Below are 18,302 nucleotides of genomic sequence, written 5' to 3'. Positions count from 1 at the left end.
CACAGAATGCGCCCGAGCGCACACCCGACAGGCTCTGCCGCAACAAATAGCAATCGCAGTGACGATGATGACACATCATGTTGCTTTCGCATTGCCCATCACGGCCAATTCACGCGCGAACCGCCGTCATTTGATTGAAATTTTCGGAGGATGTCGGCTGCGCGATTTACCCGGTCTTTCTTTGTCACACCCTAGTTCCACGGCCGGAAGTTCCATCTTCGGAAACGCAGAGGCTTCTTCCCGCGACGCGCGATGCTCGCCCGCAACGGACGACGGAGCGCGACCGGTCTCATTCTCGTCCGCTCCGATTGCGCTACCCAAGGCCCAATTGAATAAACGTTTATCCGACCTGGAACTGAAATGAATTTGGCTCGTGAATCGATCGAACTGCTGGAGCAGGCCGCACGCATCCTGTGGTTCGAAGGCACCAAGCATGGTTTGCGCGACCGCGAATGGATGGCGCTGCGCTTCCTCTCTCGCGCCAACCGATTTTCCCGAACCCCCTCGGCGCTGGCAAGCTACGTCGGCACCACGCGCGGCACCGCCTCGTTCATCATCGGCGAGCTCGAGCGGCTCGGTTATCTCGAGCGGAAGCGCTCGGCCACGGACAAGCGGTCGGTGACGTTGAGCGTGACCCAGCAGGGCAAGAAGTTCCTGGTGCGCGATCCCGTCAACGTTCTTCTCGAAGCGATTGCCGTTCTCGGCGACGAGGTCAAGATCCGCTTTCGCGACACGTTCCGGCACGTCCTGGACCACTCCGACGCCGCCGAGCAGCGGCACCACACCGACGTCTGCAAGCGGTGCATCTTCCTGCGGGAGGATCGCGCCAGTGCCGACAGCAAGACGACGGTCGAGTTCAGCTGCCGCCTGTTTCGCGCGCCGATCGCCGAGGCGGAGGTCGATCTGCTGTGCACCAGCTTCGAGCATCACCGCCAATAGAAGGCGGCTCGATCAGGGCGTCGCCTTGCGCGACGAATAGATGACGCCGCCGCTGGCTTCCACCACCAGGCGCCCGTTCTCGTTCCTGATCTCTTCGATGCGGCCAAGACCGGGCACCTGCTGTCCCAGCACGGCCTCGATGACGCCGTTCGGCCCTTGCAGGATCGCGATCCCCTCATAGGCCTGGCGGACCGACCAGCCCTTAATTGCCTTGCGCGGCACAGGCGCACGCTCGGGTGCAGGCACCGATCCCGTGAATTCGGGCGCTGCGACCGCGGCCATCATCGGCCCTTGCGGTGATACCGGCTGCGTTTGCACCGTTGCCGGCGCAGGAGCCTGGGCCTGCACCTGAGCGAGCTTGTCGAGCTTTGCCGTCGAGGACGAGCTCACCCGCTCGATCCGGTCGAGATTCTCGGCAAACCTGCCGAAGCGATCGTTCGTGACCTTGCTGGATTGATCGACCGCGGTGCGCAGGCCGTCGAGATTTTCGGACACGCCCGACACCTGCTTGCGCAGTTGCGCGACGGTTTCGCGCAGAATCCTGATCTCCGCATTGGCCGCAGCGTTGTTCGGCGCGGGCTGGGTGGTGAGATAGGCGATCACGCCGGTGCAGGCGCAGACCACCAACATGGCAGCGACCGCCAGCGTTGCGAGCGGCACGACCCATGTCGGACGGGGCGGCGGCGGCTTCGCAACGATCACGGCCGGCTTGATCACGGCCGGCGCGGGTTTCGGAATCGCCATCTTGTCGAGGCGTGCCTTGGCACGAATACGCTTCAAGCCCTCGAGTGCTTCCTTTGCGAGAGCCTCGTCGCTGGCTGCGGCCGATACACGCTTTCCGCTCGCGGCAGGCCTCGCCGTTGGCGCCGCGTTGTCCATTGCATCGCTCGCCTCCGGCGCCGGCTTGGCCGCCGCGGAAGCATTCGCGGTCGCGTTGGGGCGAGCTTGTCCATCGGACAACATATGAAAATGCTCCGTTCGGTTCGGTCTGTCGAACGGCGACGTTATCTGCCGAAGCTTGCCTGAAACGTGCGCGTCGAAGCCCCTCATCGCGCGCGATGCGACGTCGCATGAAGTCGGTCAAGCCATACACGTGGCGATAGTGCGACTCGAAAGACACACACTCGCCAAGATTTCATCAAACTGGAGTCGCGGCGCAGACGTGAGTCGAACTGCCGCATGTGGAAAGGCGAGTTCCAGAGTCAATCCGGGGTTGAAAACTCCTCAATGTGCGTGCCCCGGAGCACCACCCGAAATAGCTGTAATTGTACGGGGATGCGGAACTATACAACCAGCACGGTGCAGAAGTAGTTCGGAATCAAAATCAACTGATGCGATTGGATATATCAAGAAACAACCCGAAACGAATCAACAGCATCAAGCGCGTATAGCAATCGCTTTCTTCGGCACGCTTGATCGGAAATCGGCAATCGTTACGGTTCTACTCAAGTGATTCTCGCCAGTTGGCGAGGAGATCGACACGGTTCAGCAGTGTTCGGACGCAATGAGCAACTTGGCGCAACTGTTCTAGGTCGTTTCTCAATCTGCTCCGCGAGGTGATCAGTATGACACCCGCCGAGCCTCACGCAGTAAGCGTTTCAGTATCGAGTTGAAGTCACAGGCCTGCGAAACGCAGGTACTGAACGCGTAGGGCTGCCCGCGAATATCGAAACCACAACAACGGTTCGCGGGATGGAATGTCGTCAAACAGCATCGTTGCGGGCCGGAGCATCACAACAACCAACCGGCCGCAACAAGTGCGAAACAGGGGCGAAAGACTGATGTATATTATCGTTGATGATCGCGAGAGCGTCGCGAACAGCTACGTCGGAGGGCTCGTTCGCGAAGGCGTATCGTCGATCGGCTTCTCCTCCGGAGAATTCTGGGACTGGCTGCAATCTGCGAGCGAATCCGATCTGGCGGCGGTGGACGCCTTTCTCCTCGGGGATTGCGATGCCCGCGGAACCCTGCCGCGGGCAATGCGCAAGCGCTCATCGGCTCCCATCATCGCCATGAGCGGCCAGAAGATGCTCAAGAACACGCTGGAGCTGTTCGAATCGGGCGTGGACGACGTCGTGCACGTGCCGATCCACCTGCGCGAGATCCTCGCCCGAACGGCCGCGATCGCGCGCCGCCGGGTGGGCGAGCTGCCGAGGCCCTGCGAGAGCAGGATCCAGGTCTTCTTCAACGGCCGTGACCCCGAAATCGCGGGCCACGCCCTCACCCTGCCCCGCCGCGAACTGCGCATTCTCGAATATATGGTGGCCAACCACGGCAAGTGGATCACCAAGACGCAGATCTTCAACGCGGTCTACGGCATCTTCGAGTCCACCTTCGACGAGAGCGTGATCGAGAGCCATGTCAGCAAGCTGCGCAAGAAGCTCCGCGACCGCCTCGGCTTCGACGCGATCGTGGCAAGGCGGTACGTGGGCTACCGCCTCAACATCCCGGCGGGCGAAAGCCTCGACGAACGGGTGCAGGAGCTCGAGGATGTCGGCATCCTGCTGAACCGGGCGCAGGCCGCCCCGGCGGCATACCCAGCCGGCAACTGACAGGGCAGGACATCGCCACGAAACGGCAACGGCCCCTGCGAGCAGCAGAGGCCGTTGCGCTTTCAGCGACGCGCTGAGCGCACGCCCCGTCCTTCGAGACGGCGCTGACGCGCCTCCTCAGGATGAAGCTAATCGGCCCCGGTGCGCGCTGGATCGGAGCCGCGCATTCCGCCCTCATCCCGAGGAGCCGCGTAGCGGCGTCATCGAAGGATGACCGCAGAAAGGCCCTACGGCTTCTGCTGGAACTCTTCCTTGGAGACGTAGTTGAAGTCCTCGACCAGGACGTCCTGGACGATGTCACCCTGCATCCGTTCGTTGACACGCTGCTTGATGGCTGTCGTCAGGATGGCGAGGTCGTAACGGGCGAGCTTCCTGAAGTCGAGACGATCGTCGGCGTAGATCCTGCGGAAGGCCTCGTCGACGACGAACGGCTCCGGCGGAACGTTCAGCTGGTGCATGGTCCGCCCCTCCATGGTGTAGACGAAGCGGGCGACGATGTAGCCCTGCACATTGCCGTTCTCGACCATCGGCACGCTCAGCGCCCGCGTCTTGTGATATTGCAGCCCGTCGAGATATTCGTCCTTCGCCGGCAGCAGGCTGCCCTTCTCCTTCCAATAGGCGACGGCATAGCTCGTGCCCGCCGTGAGGATGCATACCCAGAGCCCGGCCAGCACCAGCCTGATCATTTTCCGTCCTGCGCTGTGCGACCGGTATAGGTGCCGTCGGACTCGGCGTCCTTGACCGCCTTGACGATGATGCTCGCGACCTCGCGGACCGCGTCATAGTGCATTTCCAGAATCGAGCGGTTCCGCTCGAGCTTCTCGCGCAGCCGCTGAATCTCCTCGGTGATCTCGACCTCGCTGCCGAGGTGCATCCGCGCCCGCATCAGGCGGACGAACTCGAGCATGCTCCGGCTCTTGCGCGCGCTGAAGTCGTCGAAATCGATCTTCTGGCCGGTCGCGAGCGCGGTCGTCTCCTCCTCGACGATACTCGCGAGCCGGCGGATTGCGGCCAGCAGGCCACGCATCTCGTCCGATCTCACCGCGTCCGCGGCATCGACCATCGCCTCGCCACCCCCGATCGACAGCAGCACGGGCAGCAGCGCATCGCTCGCTGCGGCTGCCGTCGTCGTCATTTCGGTGTCCGCGACCGCCTGGTCCATTGCCACGGCCATCGCGCCTTCTTGTGCCTGCATCTCAGATTCACCTCTCAACTTCTGTCACCGTTCGCCGATCATGATCCGGCCTTCCCCGCAGCGTCCGGTCCGGCCGGATGTGCGGCGGCGAGCTGCCGGGCGATGCCGACGCCGTTGCCCTTTGCCAGCTGGTTGCCGAGCTGCTCTGCAAGCATCGACTTCCAGACGCCGCCAGCCGTGCCCTTGCCGAAGACCTCCTCCGACTCCTTCGGCAACATCGTCTCGACGAAGGTCTGGAGGATGAAGGCTTCGAACTTGCGGTAAACCTCGCCGGATGCCGGCGCCTTGACCGCCTGCACCGGCGCCCCGTTCACTGCACCCGACTGAGCTTCGGCGGTTTTCGCGGCGGCCTGATCGGAGCTCGCCGTCGCCTCCATCGTGGCGGCGAAATCGGCGTCCGATGATTTCAGCGCGTCGAGCTTCGCGGTCGCGGCGCGCTGCGCCACGGGATCCGCGGCTTCGAGGACGTCGAGGACGAGGTCGGGCGTCGCTGTCACGATCATGTCTTGTTCCGGTTGGCTGACTGTGGCGTCCAGGCTTGCGCGATAAGGGTCGTGCCCGTCATGTCCTCGAGCGAGCGCTTCTCGGCCTCGCGAAGCTTGTCGGCGAGCGCGGCCTTGGCGACCTCCTCGAGCTGTTTGACGCGGCGGGTCTCCCGGCGAACCTGGTCGAGCTGCTGCGCGGCCTCAGCCTGCACCGCGCGGGCGCCGACGCTCGTCCTGTTGAGACGCCGCGCGATCGATTCGCTCGACGATCCCGCCGGCGGCTGTCCATCGTTCAGAGCCCCGACCAGCCATTCCTGCTCGTCCTGCAGAACGCGCTCCTGCTGCCGCAATTGTGCGAGCTGCCATTCTGAGAGCCGGAGCTGCAGCTTCACCAGCGAGACCATCCGGCCGAGCTTGTCCGCGCGCGACGTCATGACAGGGTCACTCCGCCAGCCACGACGAGACGCCCAGCATGAACTGCGTCAGCAGCTCGTCGCTGGTGAGGTAGAGCAGCAGGAAGCCGCCGAACAGGACGAAGGGCACCGAGATGAAATAGACCGGAACGGCCGGCGTCAGCTTGTTGATCAGGCCGACCGCCAGGTTGACGATGACCGAATAGACGATGAAAGGGCTCGAGATCCGCAACGTCAGCACGAACGCTTCCGAAAGGCGGCCGACGAGCAGGTCGAGCGCGACGCTGCCGCCCAGCCTGCTGCCGGGCTTCCAGACGTCATAGGAGTTCATCAGCCCCCGCAGTACCTGCCAGTGCTGGTCGGTCATGAAGAATAGCGTGGTGACGGCCGCCATGATCAGCGGCACCAGGGCCGGCGCCGGATCGGTGTCGGCGACCGGCGTGCCCGGGATGTTGCTCAGGCCGATTGCGCCCGCGATCATGGTCGCCATGGTCTGGAGGGCGAGGAAGAACACGCGCCCGCCGAGCCCGATGACGCTGCCGACCACGAGCTCGGAGCAGATCAGGAGTGCCAGCGTCAGCGGTGCCGCATTGTCCGTGAGCGGCTTCAGGACCGCGATCAGGATCGGCGTCAGCGCAAACGTCGTGACCAGCGCGACGAACAGGCGCACCTGGGGCGGAACGTTGACGCTGGAATAACCGGGCACCAGCACCAGGCAGGCGCCGATGCGGCAAAACACGATGAACGTCACCAGCACGCTGTCGGCAAGACCGGAGATCACGATATGGCTCCGAGCGCCCTGATCTCGGCGCTGCGCGCGACCTCGACATGCGACAGGATCGGCAGTGTCGGGAACACCCGCTCCAGGATCATCCGGACATAGGGGCGCGCTTCCGGCGTCACTGCCAGCACCACGCTGGTGCCGCTCTCGGTGAATTTCCGGATCGTGGCGCTGGCTTCGGTCGCGAACTGCTCGATCAGGCGCGGGTCGGCGTCGAACTCGACGACGTCGCCCTTGGCGTCGCGCTTCAGGCTCTGGTGGAAAGCGAGGTCCCAACGGTTGCCGAGACGGACCACGTTGAGCACGCCATTGTCGGAGAGATCGCCGCAGATCTGCTGGGCAAGCCGGGTCCGCACGTGCTCCGCCACCTGCTCGGAGCGCCGCACATGGGGCGCGATCTCGGCGATCGCCTCGAGGATCAAATGGAGGTTGCGGATCGACACCCGCTCGGCCAGCAGGATCTTCAGGATCGCCAGCAGGCCCGAATAGGAGATCTGCGACGGACAGAGATCCTCGACCAGGCGCTTGTATTCGGGATCGAGCCGGTCGAGCAGAGCACGCATGTCCTTGTAGGACAGCAGCTGGGCGAGGTTCGCCCTGATCACTTCGCTCAAATGCGTGAGCAGCACCGACAGATTGTCGACCGGCTTGCAGCCTTGCCGCTTGACTTCATCGGTGAAGGCTTCCGTCACCCACAGCGCCTTCATGCCGAACGCAGGCTCGATCACCTCGTCGCCCGGCACGTCGGGCTTGCCGTCCTTGTCGACCAGCACCAGCACCTCGCCGAGCCTGAGCTCGCCATGGGCCACGCGCGTGTCGTGAATCCGGATCTGATAGCTCTTGGGGTCGATCGACAGATTGTCGGTGAGCTTGATCTCCGGAATGACGAAGCCGTACTGCTTGGCGAACTTCTTGCGGATCTTGGCGACGCGGTGGCCGAGCTCGGTGCGCGATCCCAGCAGGTGGACCGAAAGGTGGCCGCCGAGCGCCAGCTCGATCTCGGCGGTCTTGAGCTGCTCCTTGACGGCTTCCTTGGCCTCGGCCTGGGCACGCTCGTCGGCCTTGCGGGCATCCTCCTTCTGTTTCAGCGCGGCTTGCCGCCTCGGCAGCGAATAGCCGACGAAGGCCATGACGCCCCCGAGCAGCACGAACGGCGCCATCGGCAGCCCCGGCATCAAGGCGAGCACGAACATCATCAGCGCGGCAGCCGACACCGCGCGCGGATAGCCGCCGAGCTGCCGCAGCACCGCCTGCTCGGCCGAGCCCCTGGTGCCGCCCTTGGAGACCAGGAGGCCCGCCGACAGCGATACGATCAGCGCCGGCATCTGCGACACCAGGCCATCGCCGACGGAGAGCTTGGTGTAGACGTCCGCGGCGCGCGACAGGGTCAATCCGTGGTGAGTGACGCCGATGACGATGCCGCCGAAGATGTTGATCGCGGTGATGATGAGACCGGCGATGGCGTCGCCGCGGACGAATTTCGAGGCGCCGTCCATGGCGCCGAAGAACGCGCTCTCCTCTTCGAGCTCGCGGCGCCGGCGCTGGGCCTCCTTGTCGTCGATCAGCCCGGCAGACAAATCCGCGTCGATCGCCATCTGCTTGCCGGGAATGGCGTCCAGGGTGAAGCGTGCGCCGACTTCGGCGATACGCGTCGCACCCTTGGTGATCACGACGAAGTTCACCGTCACCAGGATCGCGAAGATGATGAGACCGATGACGAAGTCGCCGCCCATCACGAACTTCGAGAAGCCGGCGACGACGTGGCCGGCCGCATGTTCACCCTCTCCGCCCCGCGACAGGATCAGGCGCGTCGTCGCGATGTTCAGTGCCAGGCGCAGGATCGTCGCGATCAGCAGCACGGTCGGGAAGGCCGAGAAATCGAGCGGCCGCTGAATCCACAGCGCGACCATCAGGATCAATGCCGACAGTGCGATCGAGAAGGCGAGGCCGAGATCGATCAGGATCGGGGGAATCGGCAGGAACAGGATCGTGAGCATGGTCACGATGCCGGCGGCGAAAAAGGCATCCGTTCCGAGGCGGCGCGGATTGGGCAGGCTGGCAGCTAACGTATCGGCCATGGGTCACCGGCAGAGGGGTCCGCCCGTAATCTGCCGCGCAAAGCTTACGCGGGGATGGTGGCAGGTCGCTGTCCGGATCAGAAGCCGCGCTCGATCCTGGAATAGACCATCTCGGTGAAGGTCGACAGATGCGCGCCGATGAAGGAGCCGGAGACGGCAACGACCAGGAGAATGACGATGATCTTCGGAACGAAGGTCAGCGTCACCTCCTGGATCTGGGTCAGCGCCTGGATCAGCGCGATGACGGTGCCGACCAGCATGGCCGCGCCGACCGCGGGCCCGGAGGCGACGATGATGGTCCAGATCGCCGCCTGGACGATATCGAGGGCGTCCCGCTCGTTCATGACTGACTGATCGTGAGTCCCGGTCCGACCGCGACCTTGGTGCCGTCCTGAAGGGTCGCGATCGAGCCATCGCTGTTGATGGAGACCGAGACGACCTTGCCGGAGAAGCTCGCGCCGGTCGAATCGGTGAAGCTGACCGTCTTCCCGATCAGCCCGTTCGCCTGCGACAGGGACTGCGAGGACAGCAGCGCGTCCAGCTTCGCATTCGTCTGCATTGCCTGCTCGACCGTCGAGAGCTGGGCGAACTGGCTCATATATTCCGCGGTGTCCATTGGATTGGTCGGATCCTGGTTCTTCATCTGGGCGATGAGGAGCTGAAGGAACGTATTGTAGTCGACACTGTTGCTCGACGTCGTCGAGTTGGTGTCGGTCGCGCTGGATCTGCTGGTGCTGTCGGTCGCGCTGGTGACGTTCATCTGTCTCTCCGCTGTCAGGCAGCCTCGACGGGGGTAATGGTGGCCGCGCCGGCCAGGATGGCCTGCTCCACCGGGAACAGGGTCCTGATCCGCTTGAGCGCCTCGAAATAGCGGGTCGCCTGGACCAGCTCGTCGACCGCGCCGAGCCCATCCAGCATCTCGCCGTTCTCGCACACGGCGCGCAGGGCCGCGTGATGCTGCGCGTAGAGCGCCGCGGCGTCGCGGACGTCGGTCGGGTTCATCAGCATCAGCTGGACGATGAAATAGAGCTGCCGCAGCGCCGTGGTGGCGTCGGAGGCCTGCATGACCTGCCCCTCGAGCAGGAACATCACGTCGTTGACGAGCTCGACGGAGACCTTGCGGTCGACGCGGAGCACCGCGCCGTTGATGTAGATCCGTTCGCCCGCGCGCAAGGAGATCTTCATTAAAGCGCGTCTCGGATCAAGCGGTTGATTTCGATGAGCTGGACAACGTCGCTCGACCGCTGTTCGCGCAGACGGTCGGCTTCCTTGACCACCCACAGGCCGATCGAGATGATGTCGGCGCGCAGCTTGTCCGGCAGGCCGTTCTCGGGGTGCGCGAGATCCTCGATGAAGATCGTCCACAGCCGTCGCACATAGAGCAGGCTCTCTACCAGGTCCTCCATACTGAAAGGACCCGTCTGGATCCGCTCGAGCCGGTCGATACCGAGGCTGAGCGCCTGCCGCTCGCGGCTGCGCGCCTCGTAGCCACTATCGTCAACGACCGCTTCATAGGCTTCAAACGTCATCAGGACCACTCTTCACAGAAGACCGAACAGCTGGACGAAGGTTTCGAGCCTCAAGGCGCCCTCGGCTCAGAGATAATTGATGAGGCTGATCTTCTGGAGCTGCGCGGTGAGCGCCAGCGCCGTCTGGATCTGTGTCTGCAGCGTGTTGACCCGGACCGAGGCTTCGGTCGGGTCGACCGCTTCCATGCCGACGATCTGATTGTTCAGGATGTCCTGCTGCGTCTTGAGCTTGGTGGTTGCGGTGGTGACCCGCTGCTGGACCGTGCCGACGCTGCCGCCGAGCGCAGCGAGGTCGTTGATGGCGTTGCCGACCAGGCCGATGGCCTTGTCCACGACGACCTGGAATGTCTCCTGGCTCAGATTGACGTTCCCGAGATCGGCCATCATCGTGTAGGCCTCGGCTAGCCTGCGGAAGCCGATCTCGTTGGCGCTCACCGACGTTTCCGCGATCTCGGTCGTGGAGATGCGGCTTTGCATGGTCTGGTCCGTCGCCGACGACCAGTTGGTGTTCCAGGCCGGACTGGCAAACTCGGCATCGAAGGTGGTGTCCAGGAACGTCTGCATCTGGGCCGGCGTAATGGTGGCCACGGCGGGTGAGGATTGCGGGAAGCCGAAGGCGCCGAGAAAATCGGCATCGACCTGGTTCTTGCTGGCCGAGCCCGCGGCGTAAGGCGTGATGGGCGCGTTCTGCGTGTTGATGCCCGAGAACAGCGACGAGCCGTTATAGGAGACATTCAACGCGCCGATCAGATCCTGGAGGTTGGAGGCTGCAGGCGGCAGGATGACCCGCCCGCCGCCGTCGGTGCTGCGGGCCGCGATCAGATCCTTGAGGAAGTCGGTCGCAGTCTTGTTGAGCTGGGTGATCCGGTTCTGCGTCACGTCGAGGCGTCCCGCGACGAGCCCGTTGGTGTCGACGAGCTGGTCGGCAAAGCTCCAGTCCGCCCGCAGCGTGAGGTCGCTTCCCGTCGTGGCACCGAGCTCGAGGCCGACGTCGTAGAAGCGCCCGGTGGTCGCCTCCGTCGTGGCCCTGCTCAGCGCCGCCTGATTGCTCGTGATCGAATACCTCAACGACGAGGACAGCATCAGGGTGGAAACGTAGTTCGCGCTCATCATGACTCAATTCCCCACGGCAGCGAGCAGGCTCTGCAGCATTTCATCGACCGTCGAGATGATCTTCGACGAGGCCGAATAGGTACGCTCGACCTGGAGCATCAACGCCATTTCGTCGTCCATGTTGACGCCGTTGACATTGGACAACGCCGTGATGCTGCGGTTGAGCAATGTACTCTGGTACTCGGAGTTGGCGTCGGCGGTCTTGCGCTGGTTTTCGATCCAGCTCGCCGATGACGATGCGAAGTCGATCAGGCTGCCGCTCGGCTTGCCTTGTGTCGTTGCATCGAACGGCTGCGAGGCATCCATGCCGCCGATGAGCTGCTGCAATCGGGCCGAAAAGCCGCCGTTGCCGGCGGTGTTGTACCGGTAGGCCGGGTTGCCGCTGATCGCACCGTCACGCAGCAGATTCGGGTCGCCGCCCAGGGTCGGATCGACCGATGCGGCGATCGAGATCGTGCCGGCGAGGCCCACCGAGACGGTCGCGCTCGCCGGCATCGCGGGAGCGCCCGGATAGGTGAAGAGACCGGGAACGTCGGGCAGCGCTGCGGCGGTCTGATCGCTTTCCCTGAACGTATTGATCAGGCCGCGCGCGATTTCGTCGAGCTGGCTCTGATAGGTGACGGCGTCCTGGTCGCGCAGCTGGGCAAGGCCCGCGAGCTTGCCCGATTTCAGCGGCATCACCGAATTGGCGCCGGTCACCGGGACGCCGTCGATGTAAACGGCATTGCCCGTGGTGCCGGCGGTGTAGGCATTCGTCGGCGCGAAGCTCACCGTCCGCGCCACCTTGTCGAACAGCACGACGCCGCTGTCGGCGTAGAGCGCCGCGTCGCCGTTGGGACGGATCGACATGGTGACGCCGACCTCCTGCGACAGCTGCGAGACGATGCTGTCGCGCTGGTCGAGATAGTCGGTGATGTCGTCGCCGGAGATCGTGCCCTTCACGATCGCGGTGTTGACGGCCTCGAACCGGGAGAGCAGCTGGTTGATGTTCTGAACCGACGTCTTCATGTCGGCATCGGCGCTCTCGCGGACCGACTGCACGGTCCGGGTCGCCTGGTTGAGCGCGGCCGCCATGTCCTTGGCGGACGCGACGGCCGCCTGCGCCAGCGTGGTGTTGTCGGGGGCGTTGGCATATTTCTGCAACGCCTGCTTCAGCGCATTGAGCTGCGCCGTCGGCGACTGCTCGAGCTCCGGATCGTCCACCGTCGCGGAGGCGATCTTCTCCAGGCCCTCATAGATCGCGGTTTGCTTGGCGGACGACGAGGTCGCGATCAGGACGTTGTTGTAGAGGCCCGAGCTGGCGGCGCGCTGGATCGCCGCGACATAGACGCCGGCGCCGGGCAGATTGTCCAGCACGGTGAGCTTGCGCGAATAGCCGGTGGCGCCGGCACCGGCGATGTTGCGCGAGATGACCGACGACTGGACGCTCGACGCCATGAGCGAGGAGCGGGCCGAGTTGAGAGCGGCGGTAAGCGACATGGAGTGCTCTTGCCCGAAACGAGCGCCGAAGAATTCAGCGCTTCAGGTTGACGACGACGTCCAGCAGATCCGAGCCGGTCTGGAACGATTTCGAGTTCGCCGTGAAGCCGCGCTGGGCCTCGATCATGCCGGTGAGCTCGTCCGCGAGGTCGACGTTGGAGTCTTCCAGGGCACTGGACTGGATCGTGCCGAGCCCACCCGTGCCGGCATTTCCGACCTGCGCGTTGCCGGAATTCATGTTGGTCGAATAGACGTTGCCGGGCTCGGGCGTCAGATTGTCGGGGCTCGCGACGTCGGCGAGCATGATGGTGTAGAGCGTCAGCTGCTGTCCGTTCTTGAGGATCGCCGTCACGTGGCCGGCATCGTCGATATCGACCTTGTCGATGGCCGAGGGAACGCTGCCATTGACAGTGGCCTTGAAACTGAAGTCGGTGCCGACCTGGGTCAAGTTCGACAGGTCAAAGGTCATCGCCGCACCTCCGGGGACGGTGAAGGCGAGACCGGTCGGGCTCGCAGCGGCGAGCGCGCCCCTGCCGGCCGCCGTGGTGTCGAAGGTGAAAGTGGTGGCGGCGCCGAGCGAGGTGCCCGTCGCGGAGTCGTAGACCCCGATCTGCCAGGTATCCGAGCCGGCAGCCGTCGCCGTGTGGGACATGTAGACGTCGAGCGTAACGGCCTGGCCGATATTGTTGTAGGCCACGATCGAGCTCTTCGATGAATATGACGCCGGGCCGGGCGGGCCAGCAATGACAGCCGCTTTCGGATCCAGATTGCCGGTCGTGAGCGTCCCCGCCGTCGACGGCACGGGCACCTGCGAAACCTGGGCGATGTTGACGATCTGCATGCCGGACAGGCTGTTCTGCGAGAAGTTGGTCACGTTGCCGGGCTGGCCCAGAAGATAAAAGCCGGCCCCGTTGACCAGATTGCCCTGGCTGTCGGGCACGAACGAGCCGGCGCGCGTCAGATATTGCTGCGTGTTGTTGGCGTTCGACACCACGAAGAAGCCATTGCCCTGGACGCGGAGGTCCGTGGTCGACGTGGTGTACTGCGTATTGCCCCCGTCGCTGATGGCATATCGGACCTTGGTTTCGACCGCGCCGGAATCGTAGTTGCCGGAGCCGCTCTTCAGGATCAGCGAGGAGAACTCCGTCGAAGCCCGCTTGTAGCCCGTCGTGTTGACGTTGGCGATGTTGTCCGAGACCGTCGACAGCTTGTTGGACTGCGCGTTCATCCCGGAAACGCCGGTGCGCATAACACCATACAGGCTCATGAATTGGGCTCCTTCGGTAGGGTTACGGCTACAATGGGGGTTCTTGCTTGCGCGGGGCTGATGATGGGGCGCGATGCACAACTTGTCGTGGTCCGGTCAGCTCTGCTTCAGCTCGTCTTGGGCTGGCAGAACGAGCGCGCCTTGTCGGTCCACGCGCCGAAACCGCTCGAGACCAGATGCGCAACGATATGGCAGACATAGCGCTTCTGCGCAGGCTGATTGTTGGGACCCGCATTGTAGCGCGCGACCGCCATGGTCCAGCTGCCCTCGCGCTGCTTCAGCTCTTTCAGGAAGCGCGCAGCATATTCGACGTTCCTGGCAGGATCGAACATCGCTCGCACCGAGGCAAACTTGTCGCCGTGATAGTAATGGTTGATCTGCATGCAGCCGAGGTCGATCAGCTTGACGCCTTTGCTGCGCATCGCCTCGAAGTTCGCCATCGCATCGTTGATGTCCTTGGCGAACACGGTCTGGCCGTCGGCCCCGAGCGCGTAAGGATGGAGCGCGCCGCGCCGGCCGGTCTCGGTGAGGCCGACGGCATAGAGAATGCCGAGCGGAATCCCGTGCTGCCGGGCGGCGCGCGCCATCTCGCGCTCGCAGGGGCGCGCAGTTTCGGCGGCGGCTTCCGCAGCGCTCGCGTTACAGATAAACAGGGCCGCGACGAGGATGCGGCGCCACGTCCTGATCATGACGCGTCTCCTGGGTGAACTGGCGCTCCTGGCGGGCCTGTTTCGCGCCGCCGTCGGACTGCCCCGACGACGTGCCGGCACCGCCGAATGCGCCTTGCGACTGCGGCGAGGATTGCTGCTGGGCCGGGTGCTGCGGCTGCGACTGGCCGGAGCCGCTCTGAAATCCATCCAGCGAGCCGTGCTGCACCGGCGCGACGTCCGCGACATAACCCGCCGACTGCATGAGATCGCGGATCTGGTCGCGCTGCTGGTCGAGCATCTGGCTGGTGTCCTTGCGCTCGGCCGCGAGCTGAACGGACACTTCGGTGCCGACCAGGCGCAGGCGCACCGTGACGTTGCCGAGCGCGGGCGGTTCGAGATTGACGGTCAGGATCCTGAGCGGCTGATCCGGTGCGTTGGTCTGGGATGCCGCGAGATCGGATGCCGCGGACGCAGCCGGTGCCGAGGACTCCTTCAGCTCGGCGACGACGGCATTGGCGACCTGCTGCGGGGCGTTGAACTGCGCCGGTGGCAGATGGGTTTCCTGCTGGACCACGGTGACCTTGGTCGTCTCGGGCAGCGCCGCGCGCGCCGAAGCCCTGGCAGCGCGCTCGACTTCGGCCGTGACAGCCTCGAAGCCAGGCGATGCCGGCATTGCACTCGAAGGCTCCGTGCCTTGCGTCAGAGCCGGCTGCGACGCGGCCATCGCTTGCGAAGCCGCAGCCTGCGAGCGCGCGCCGGCCGGGACGGGACCGGATGGACCGGTATCGGCGATCGCCGCCTTCACCGCGCCCGGAGCTTCGTGCTTTGCCGAGGTTGACCGCTCGTCGCGCGCGGGCGCGTCCTCGCCCGCGGGCGACAATTGCATCTGCGGCTTCGCGGCAGGCGCGGTAGCGATCTCCTGGCTGACCATGACAGCAACGCCGGATTGGTCCTGGCGGTCTGTCCCGGCGACGTGATCGACAGCACGTTGTTTCTCCGCCAGCTTGTCGGACTTGGCGTCGGAGGCCTCGTCCATGGACTTTGGATGTGCGTCGGTCTCGACGGATTGGCGCAGCGTCGCCTGCTTCGGCTTTTCCTGCTCGGCCGGATGGATCGGGCGCGTGCGCAGCGTTCCGGTCTTCGCGGCCGTCTCGCTGCCGTCTTCGCTCACTGCCTGCTTGGCGAGGTTCGAGACGGTGTGGAGCAGATCGTTGAAGGACGAGTTCGCCTGCGGCTTGGTCCCGGCGCCCTTTGCCGAGCGCGACCCGCGCACGTTGAGGCTCTCGGCGAGACCCGAGAAGAGCTGGCCTGAGGTTCCACTGAGCTTGGTCATGGACGGCGGTCCTTGGTCAGGAGTTCGAGCTCGCCGAGCTGCTTGTGCGCCCGTGCGAGCGTCGCGATCGATGACGACAGATCGAGCCGCGCCGGCGTTGCCGGGGGCTTGTCCGCCGCCGCGGCGGATCCGCTCGCGAAGGGCTTGCGGACGTCGAGCGCGAGCTGCACCGCGGCATTGAGAAGGGGGACGTCGCGCTCGGGCAGCTTCGACCGGTCGAGCGTCTTCAGTTCGGCGAGACCGCCGTCATATTCGTCGGTGAGCACGCGCGAGGCGCCGCGGAAGAAATGGGCGCGCTCGCGTTCCGCCGATGCATCCGCGCTGAGGGTCAATGCCCGCTCGCCGGCCAGCCGGGTCACGGCCAGCCGTCCGCGCACCATCGCGGCGCGCGCGATCACGAGATAGAGCTTGAGGCGGCTGGCACGATCGATCTGCTCCAGCAAGGCCGAGATCCGCGCGAAGCGGCGCTCGTCGAGCGCCAGGCTCGATTGCGTCAGCCCCGCGGAGAAGCGCTGCCAGAAATCGCCGGCATAGATCGAGTTGCGGTAATGGCGGATATAGGCCAGCGCCAGGAACTCGAACTTCTCGAAATCCTCCGCCTGCCCCACCAGCAGGATCTCGCGCCGCAGCGCCGCTTCCTCGACCAGCGTGCCGGGCAGCAGCAGGCGCGCATCGTCCAGACGCTCGATCGCGAGCGACGCCTCGGCGCGCGCGAACAGCGCGCCCTGAACCAGCGCGACCTGTCCGCCCAATCCTGAGGGAATGGTCCGCGGTTTGATCTCCTTGAGCAGCTCCCGCGCTTCCTCCTGACGGCCCTCGACATAGGCGAGCGCACCGTTGAACAGCCGCTCGTCGACGTTCATCTTGTCCAGCGGCAGCTTGCGGACGATTTGCGGCGCACCGCCGCTCAGCAGGTAGATGACGACCGCCTGGCCGTTCCGTGGATTGCTCCACACCGCGGGATCGGCCGCGAGAAACTTCTCGCCGATCTGCCGGATCAGCGCGATATGACTGCCATGTGCGGCGGTGTCGCCATTGGCGATGCCGTCCTGCACGGCTTGCAAGCCGCGGACGAACTCATAGGGTTCGCCTCCCTGGGGCGCAGGCTGGGCAAGCGCATTTGCCGCCATGAACGGCAGCAGCAAGGCGGCGCGGCGCAGCAGCCTGATCACGGGCGCTTCTCCCGGATCAGGATCTCGATCCGGCGGTTCTGGGCGGCCGCGGGGTCGTTCGGAAGCTTCAGCCGCCGATCGGCGTAACCTTCGATATGCTCGATCCGCCGCGCATCGACACCGGAGCGAACCAGCATGTAATAGGCCATCTGCGCACGAGCAGTCGACAGCCGCCAATTGTCGTAATTCTCCGACCGATACGGCCGATTGTCGGTATGGCCGCGGACGATGATCACGCCCTGGCGCTTCATCAGCAGCGGCCCGATCTTGTCGATCACGCGGATCAGCTCGGGCCGTGGCTCGGCCGAGCCGACCGCGAACATGCCGAAGCTCGCATCGTCGGTCAGGCTGACCAGGAGCCCTTCCTCGACTTGGCGCACCTCGGCCGCCGGCCCCGCCCCGGCTTTGATATCCGACAGCGCCTCCGCGATCGCGGATTGAAGCTGCTTGAGGGTCGGCTGCTGCGTTTGCGCCACCTCGCGCGCTTCGGTTTCCTTCGCCGTATCGTTGAGACGGGCCTGCGGGGCCGCGCTCGCCTGAACGCCAGCTTGAGCGCTGCCCTCGCGTGCCGACTGCGTCGCTGCGGGCCCCGGCGGCAGCAGAGGCGACAGGCTTGCGGAAGAGTTCTCCGGGGTTGGAGCCACGCTGCCGCCGGCATCATCCGTTCTGGTCCGGCGCGCCTGCACCTCGCCCGGATTTGCTCCGGCGGCTGCGCCGTCTCGCGCGGAGGCATTCGGCTTCGGCTCGCTCTCGATGAAGCGATCGGCGTCCTTGGACGCCTGCGGCGCCAGCTTCCAATAGCCGGGGTCGAAGGGATCGCGATAGGCATCGCCCCCCTTGAGGCCGTCCTCTTCGGCGGAGGTCAGAGCGCCGGCGCGACGCTGGCCCGTGGACTGGTTCGCGCTGTTGGCGATCTCGGCGAGGGTCGCATAGGGATCGCGGAACAGGACCTTCTCTTCGAAGGAGGCCGGCTTCTCGACCGTCGGCGAGTCACCACGACGTTCTTCGTTCGAGCCAGCCGGCTGGCGCTTGCCGTCCTGACCTTCGAACGACGTCGGCTCCTTCTTGGAGAGATTCTTCAGGCCCTTCGGCGCGGGGGCATTTTCCGCGAGCTGGATCGGGTTGAAATAGCTCGCGACGACCTGCTTTTGATCCTGGTTGAGCGCATTGAGAAGCCACATGACCAGGAAGAACGCCATCATCGCGGTCATGAAGTCCGCATAGGCGATCTTCCAGACGCCGCCGTGATGCGCCTCCTCGGCGAAGGCGCTGCGCCGGCGGACGATCACGATCTCATGCTTGACCTCCTCCATGGC

Annotated in this window: 20 protein-coding genes; 2 read left to right on the top strand and 18 right to left on the bottom strand. The window is 64.8% G+C overall.

What is annotated here, in order from left to right; genetic code table 11:
• Positions 1 to 360: 360 nt before the first annotated feature.
• Positions 361 to 939, top strand: a complete 579-nt coding sequence (locus BDOA9_RS12795; protein WP_025034332.1) for a MarR family winged helix-turn-helix transcriptional regulator — start codon at positions 361 to 363, stop codon at positions 937 to 939.
• A 12-nt stretch (positions 940 to 951) separates the two neighbouring features.
• Here the strand turns inward: BDOA9_RS12795 and BDOA9_RS12790 are convergent, their stop codons facing one another.
• Positions 952 to 1,902 carry a hypothetical protein gene (locus tag BDOA9_RS12790; RefSeq protein WP_025034331.1) on the bottom strand — a complete coding sequence of 317 codons (951 nt, stop codon included), beginning with the start codon at positions 1,900 to 1,902 and terminating at the stop codon, positions 952 to 954.
• 818 nt (positions 1,903 to 2,720) lie between these two features.
• Between BDOA9_RS12790 and BDOA9_RS12785 the strand changes: the two genes are divergently transcribed.
• Positions 2,721 to 3,491: a response regulator transcription factor gene (locus tag BDOA9_RS12785; protein ID WP_025034330.1), complete on the top strand. Its 771-nt coding sequence runs from the start codon at positions 2,721 to 2,723 to the stop codon at positions 3,489 to 3,491.
• 227 nt (positions 3,492 to 3,718) lie between these two features.
• Here the strand turns inward: BDOA9_RS12785 and BDOA9_RS12780 are convergent, their stop codons facing one another.
• The 17 genes from BDOA9_RS12780 to BDOA9_RS12700 form a co-directional block, all read right to left on the bottom strand.
• Positions 3,719 to 4,177: a hypothetical protein gene (locus BDOA9_RS12780; RefSeq protein WP_025034329.1), complete on the bottom strand. Its 459-nt coding sequence runs from the start codon at positions 4,175 to 4,177 to the stop codon at positions 3,719 to 3,721.
• Positions 4,174 to 4,686 carry a flagellar biosynthesis protein FlgN gene (locus BDOA9_RS12775; RefSeq protein WP_025034328.1) on the bottom strand — a complete coding sequence of 171 codons (513 nt, stop codon included), beginning with the start codon at positions 4,684 to 4,686 and terminating at the stop codon, positions 4,174 to 4,176. Before BDOA9_RS12775 ends, BDOA9_RS12780 begins: the two co-directional genes overlap by 4 nt.
• A 38-nt stretch (positions 4,687 to 4,724) precedes the next feature.
• Complete coding sequence (locus BDOA9_RS12770; RefSeq protein ID WP_025034327.1) at positions 4,725 to 5,189, bottom strand: rod-binding protein; 465 nt, start codon at positions 5,187 to 5,189, stop codon at positions 4,725 to 4,727.
• A complete protein-coding gene (locus BDOA9_RS12765) occupies positions 5,186 to 5,605 on the bottom strand; it encodes a hypothetical protein (RefSeq protein ID WP_025034326.1) in 420 nt (139 codons plus the stop codon). Before BDOA9_RS12765 ends, BDOA9_RS12770 begins: the two co-directional genes overlap by 4 nt.
• 7 nt (positions 5,606 to 5,612) lie before the next feature.
• Complete coding sequence (gene fliR / locus BDOA9_RS12760) at positions 5,613 to 6,365, bottom strand: flagellar biosynthesis protein FliR (protein ID WP_025034325.1); 753 nt, start codon at positions 6,363 to 6,365, stop codon at positions 5,613 to 5,615.
• On the bottom strand, positions 6,362 to 8,443 hold the full coding sequence (gene flhA / locus BDOA9_RS12755; protein ID WP_025034324.1) for a flagellar biosynthesis protein FlhA: 2,082 nt from the start codon (positions 8,441 to 8,443) through the stop codon (positions 6,362 to 6,364). The genes fliR and flhA overlap by 4 nt, the downstream gene beginning before the upstream one ends.
• Positions 8,444 to 8,520: 77 nt before the next feature.
• Complete coding sequence (gene fliQ, locus BDOA9_RS12750; RefSeq protein WP_025034323.1) at positions 8,521 to 8,787, bottom strand: flagellar biosynthesis protein FliQ; 267 nt, start codon at positions 8,785 to 8,787, stop codon at positions 8,521 to 8,523.
• Positions 8,784 to 9,203 (bottom strand): flagellar hook assembly protein FlgD, encoded by a 420-nt coding sequence (flgD, locus tag BDOA9_RS12745; RefSeq protein WP_025034322.1) that lies wholly within the window; start codon positions 9,201 to 9,203, stop codon positions 8,784 to 8,786. The genes fliQ and flgD overlap by 4 nt, the downstream gene beginning before the upstream one ends.
• Positions 9,204 to 9,217: 14 nt before the next feature.
• Positions 9,218 to 9,628 (bottom strand): flagellar biosynthesis repressor FlbT, encoded by a 411-nt coding sequence (gene flbT / locus BDOA9_RS12740; protein ID WP_025034321.1) that lies wholly within the window; start codon positions 9,626 to 9,628, stop codon positions 9,218 to 9,220.
• Positions 9,628 to 9,972 carry a flagellar biosynthesis regulator FlaF gene (gene flaF, locus BDOA9_RS12735; RefSeq protein WP_025034320.1) on the bottom strand — a complete coding sequence of 115 codons (345 nt, stop codon included), beginning with the start codon at positions 9,970 to 9,972 and terminating at the stop codon, positions 9,628 to 9,630. Before flaF ends, flbT begins: the two co-directional genes overlap by 1 nt.
• 66 nt (positions 9,973 to 10,038) lie before the next feature.
• Entirely contained in the window at positions 10,039 to 11,085 is a 1,047-nt protein-coding gene (locus BDOA9_RS12730) for a flagellar hook-associated family protein (RefSeq protein WP_025034319.1), read from the bottom strand.
• A 3-nt stretch (positions 11,086 to 11,088) separates the two neighbouring features.
• Positions 11,089 to 12,564 carry a flagellar hook-associated protein FlgK gene (gene flgK / locus BDOA9_RS12725; RefSeq protein ID WP_025034318.1) on the bottom strand — a complete coding sequence of 492 codons (1,476 nt, stop codon included), beginning with the start codon at positions 12,562 to 12,564 and terminating at the stop codon, positions 11,089 to 11,091.
• A gap of 34 nt (positions 12,565 to 12,598) precedes the next feature.
• Positions 12,599 to 13,831, bottom strand: a complete 1,233-nt coding sequence (locus BDOA9_RS12720) for a flagellar hook protein FlgE (protein ID WP_025034317.1) — start codon at positions 13,829 to 13,831, stop codon at positions 12,599 to 12,601.
• Positions 13,832 to 13,938: 107 nt separating this feature from the next.
• Positions 13,939 to 14,520 carry a transglycosylase SLT domain-containing protein gene (locus tag BDOA9_RS12715; RefSeq protein WP_025034316.1) on the bottom strand — a complete coding sequence of 194 codons (582 nt, stop codon included), beginning with the start codon at positions 14,518 to 14,520 and terminating at the stop codon, positions 13,939 to 13,941.
• Positions 14,471 to 15,814, bottom strand: a complete 1,344-nt coding sequence (gene fliK, locus BDOA9_RS12710) for a flagellar hook-length control protein FliK (RefSeq protein WP_025034315.1) — start codon at positions 15,812 to 15,814, stop codon at positions 14,471 to 14,473. The genes BDOA9_RS12715 and fliK overlap by 50 nt, the downstream gene beginning before the upstream one ends.
• Positions 15,811 to 16,986, bottom strand: coding sequence for a chemotaxis protein (locus BDOA9_RS12705; RefSeq protein WP_025034314.1), 1,176 nt, complete (start codon positions 16,984 to 16,986; stop codon positions 15,811 to 15,813). The genes fliK and BDOA9_RS12705 overlap by 4 nt, the downstream gene beginning before the upstream one ends.
• Positions 16,983 to 18,299 carry a MotB family protein gene (locus BDOA9_RS12700; protein ID WP_025034313.1) on the bottom strand — a complete coding sequence of 439 codons (1,317 nt, stop codon included), beginning with the start codon at positions 18,297 to 18,299 and terminating at the stop codon, positions 16,983 to 16,985. Before BDOA9_RS12700 ends, BDOA9_RS12705 begins: the two co-directional genes overlap by 4 nt.
• Positions 18,300 to 18,302: the final 3 nt, after the last annotated feature.

The sequence above is a fragment of the Bradyrhizobium sp. DOA9 genome, from assembly GCF_000617845.2.
Classification (GTDB): domain Bacteria; phylum Pseudomonadota; class Alphaproteobacteria; order Rhizobiales; family Xanthobacteraceae; genus Bradyrhizobium.
The sequence above is the reverse complement of the archived record's forward strand: the minus strand, read 5'-3'. Positions and strand labels throughout refer to the sequence as shown.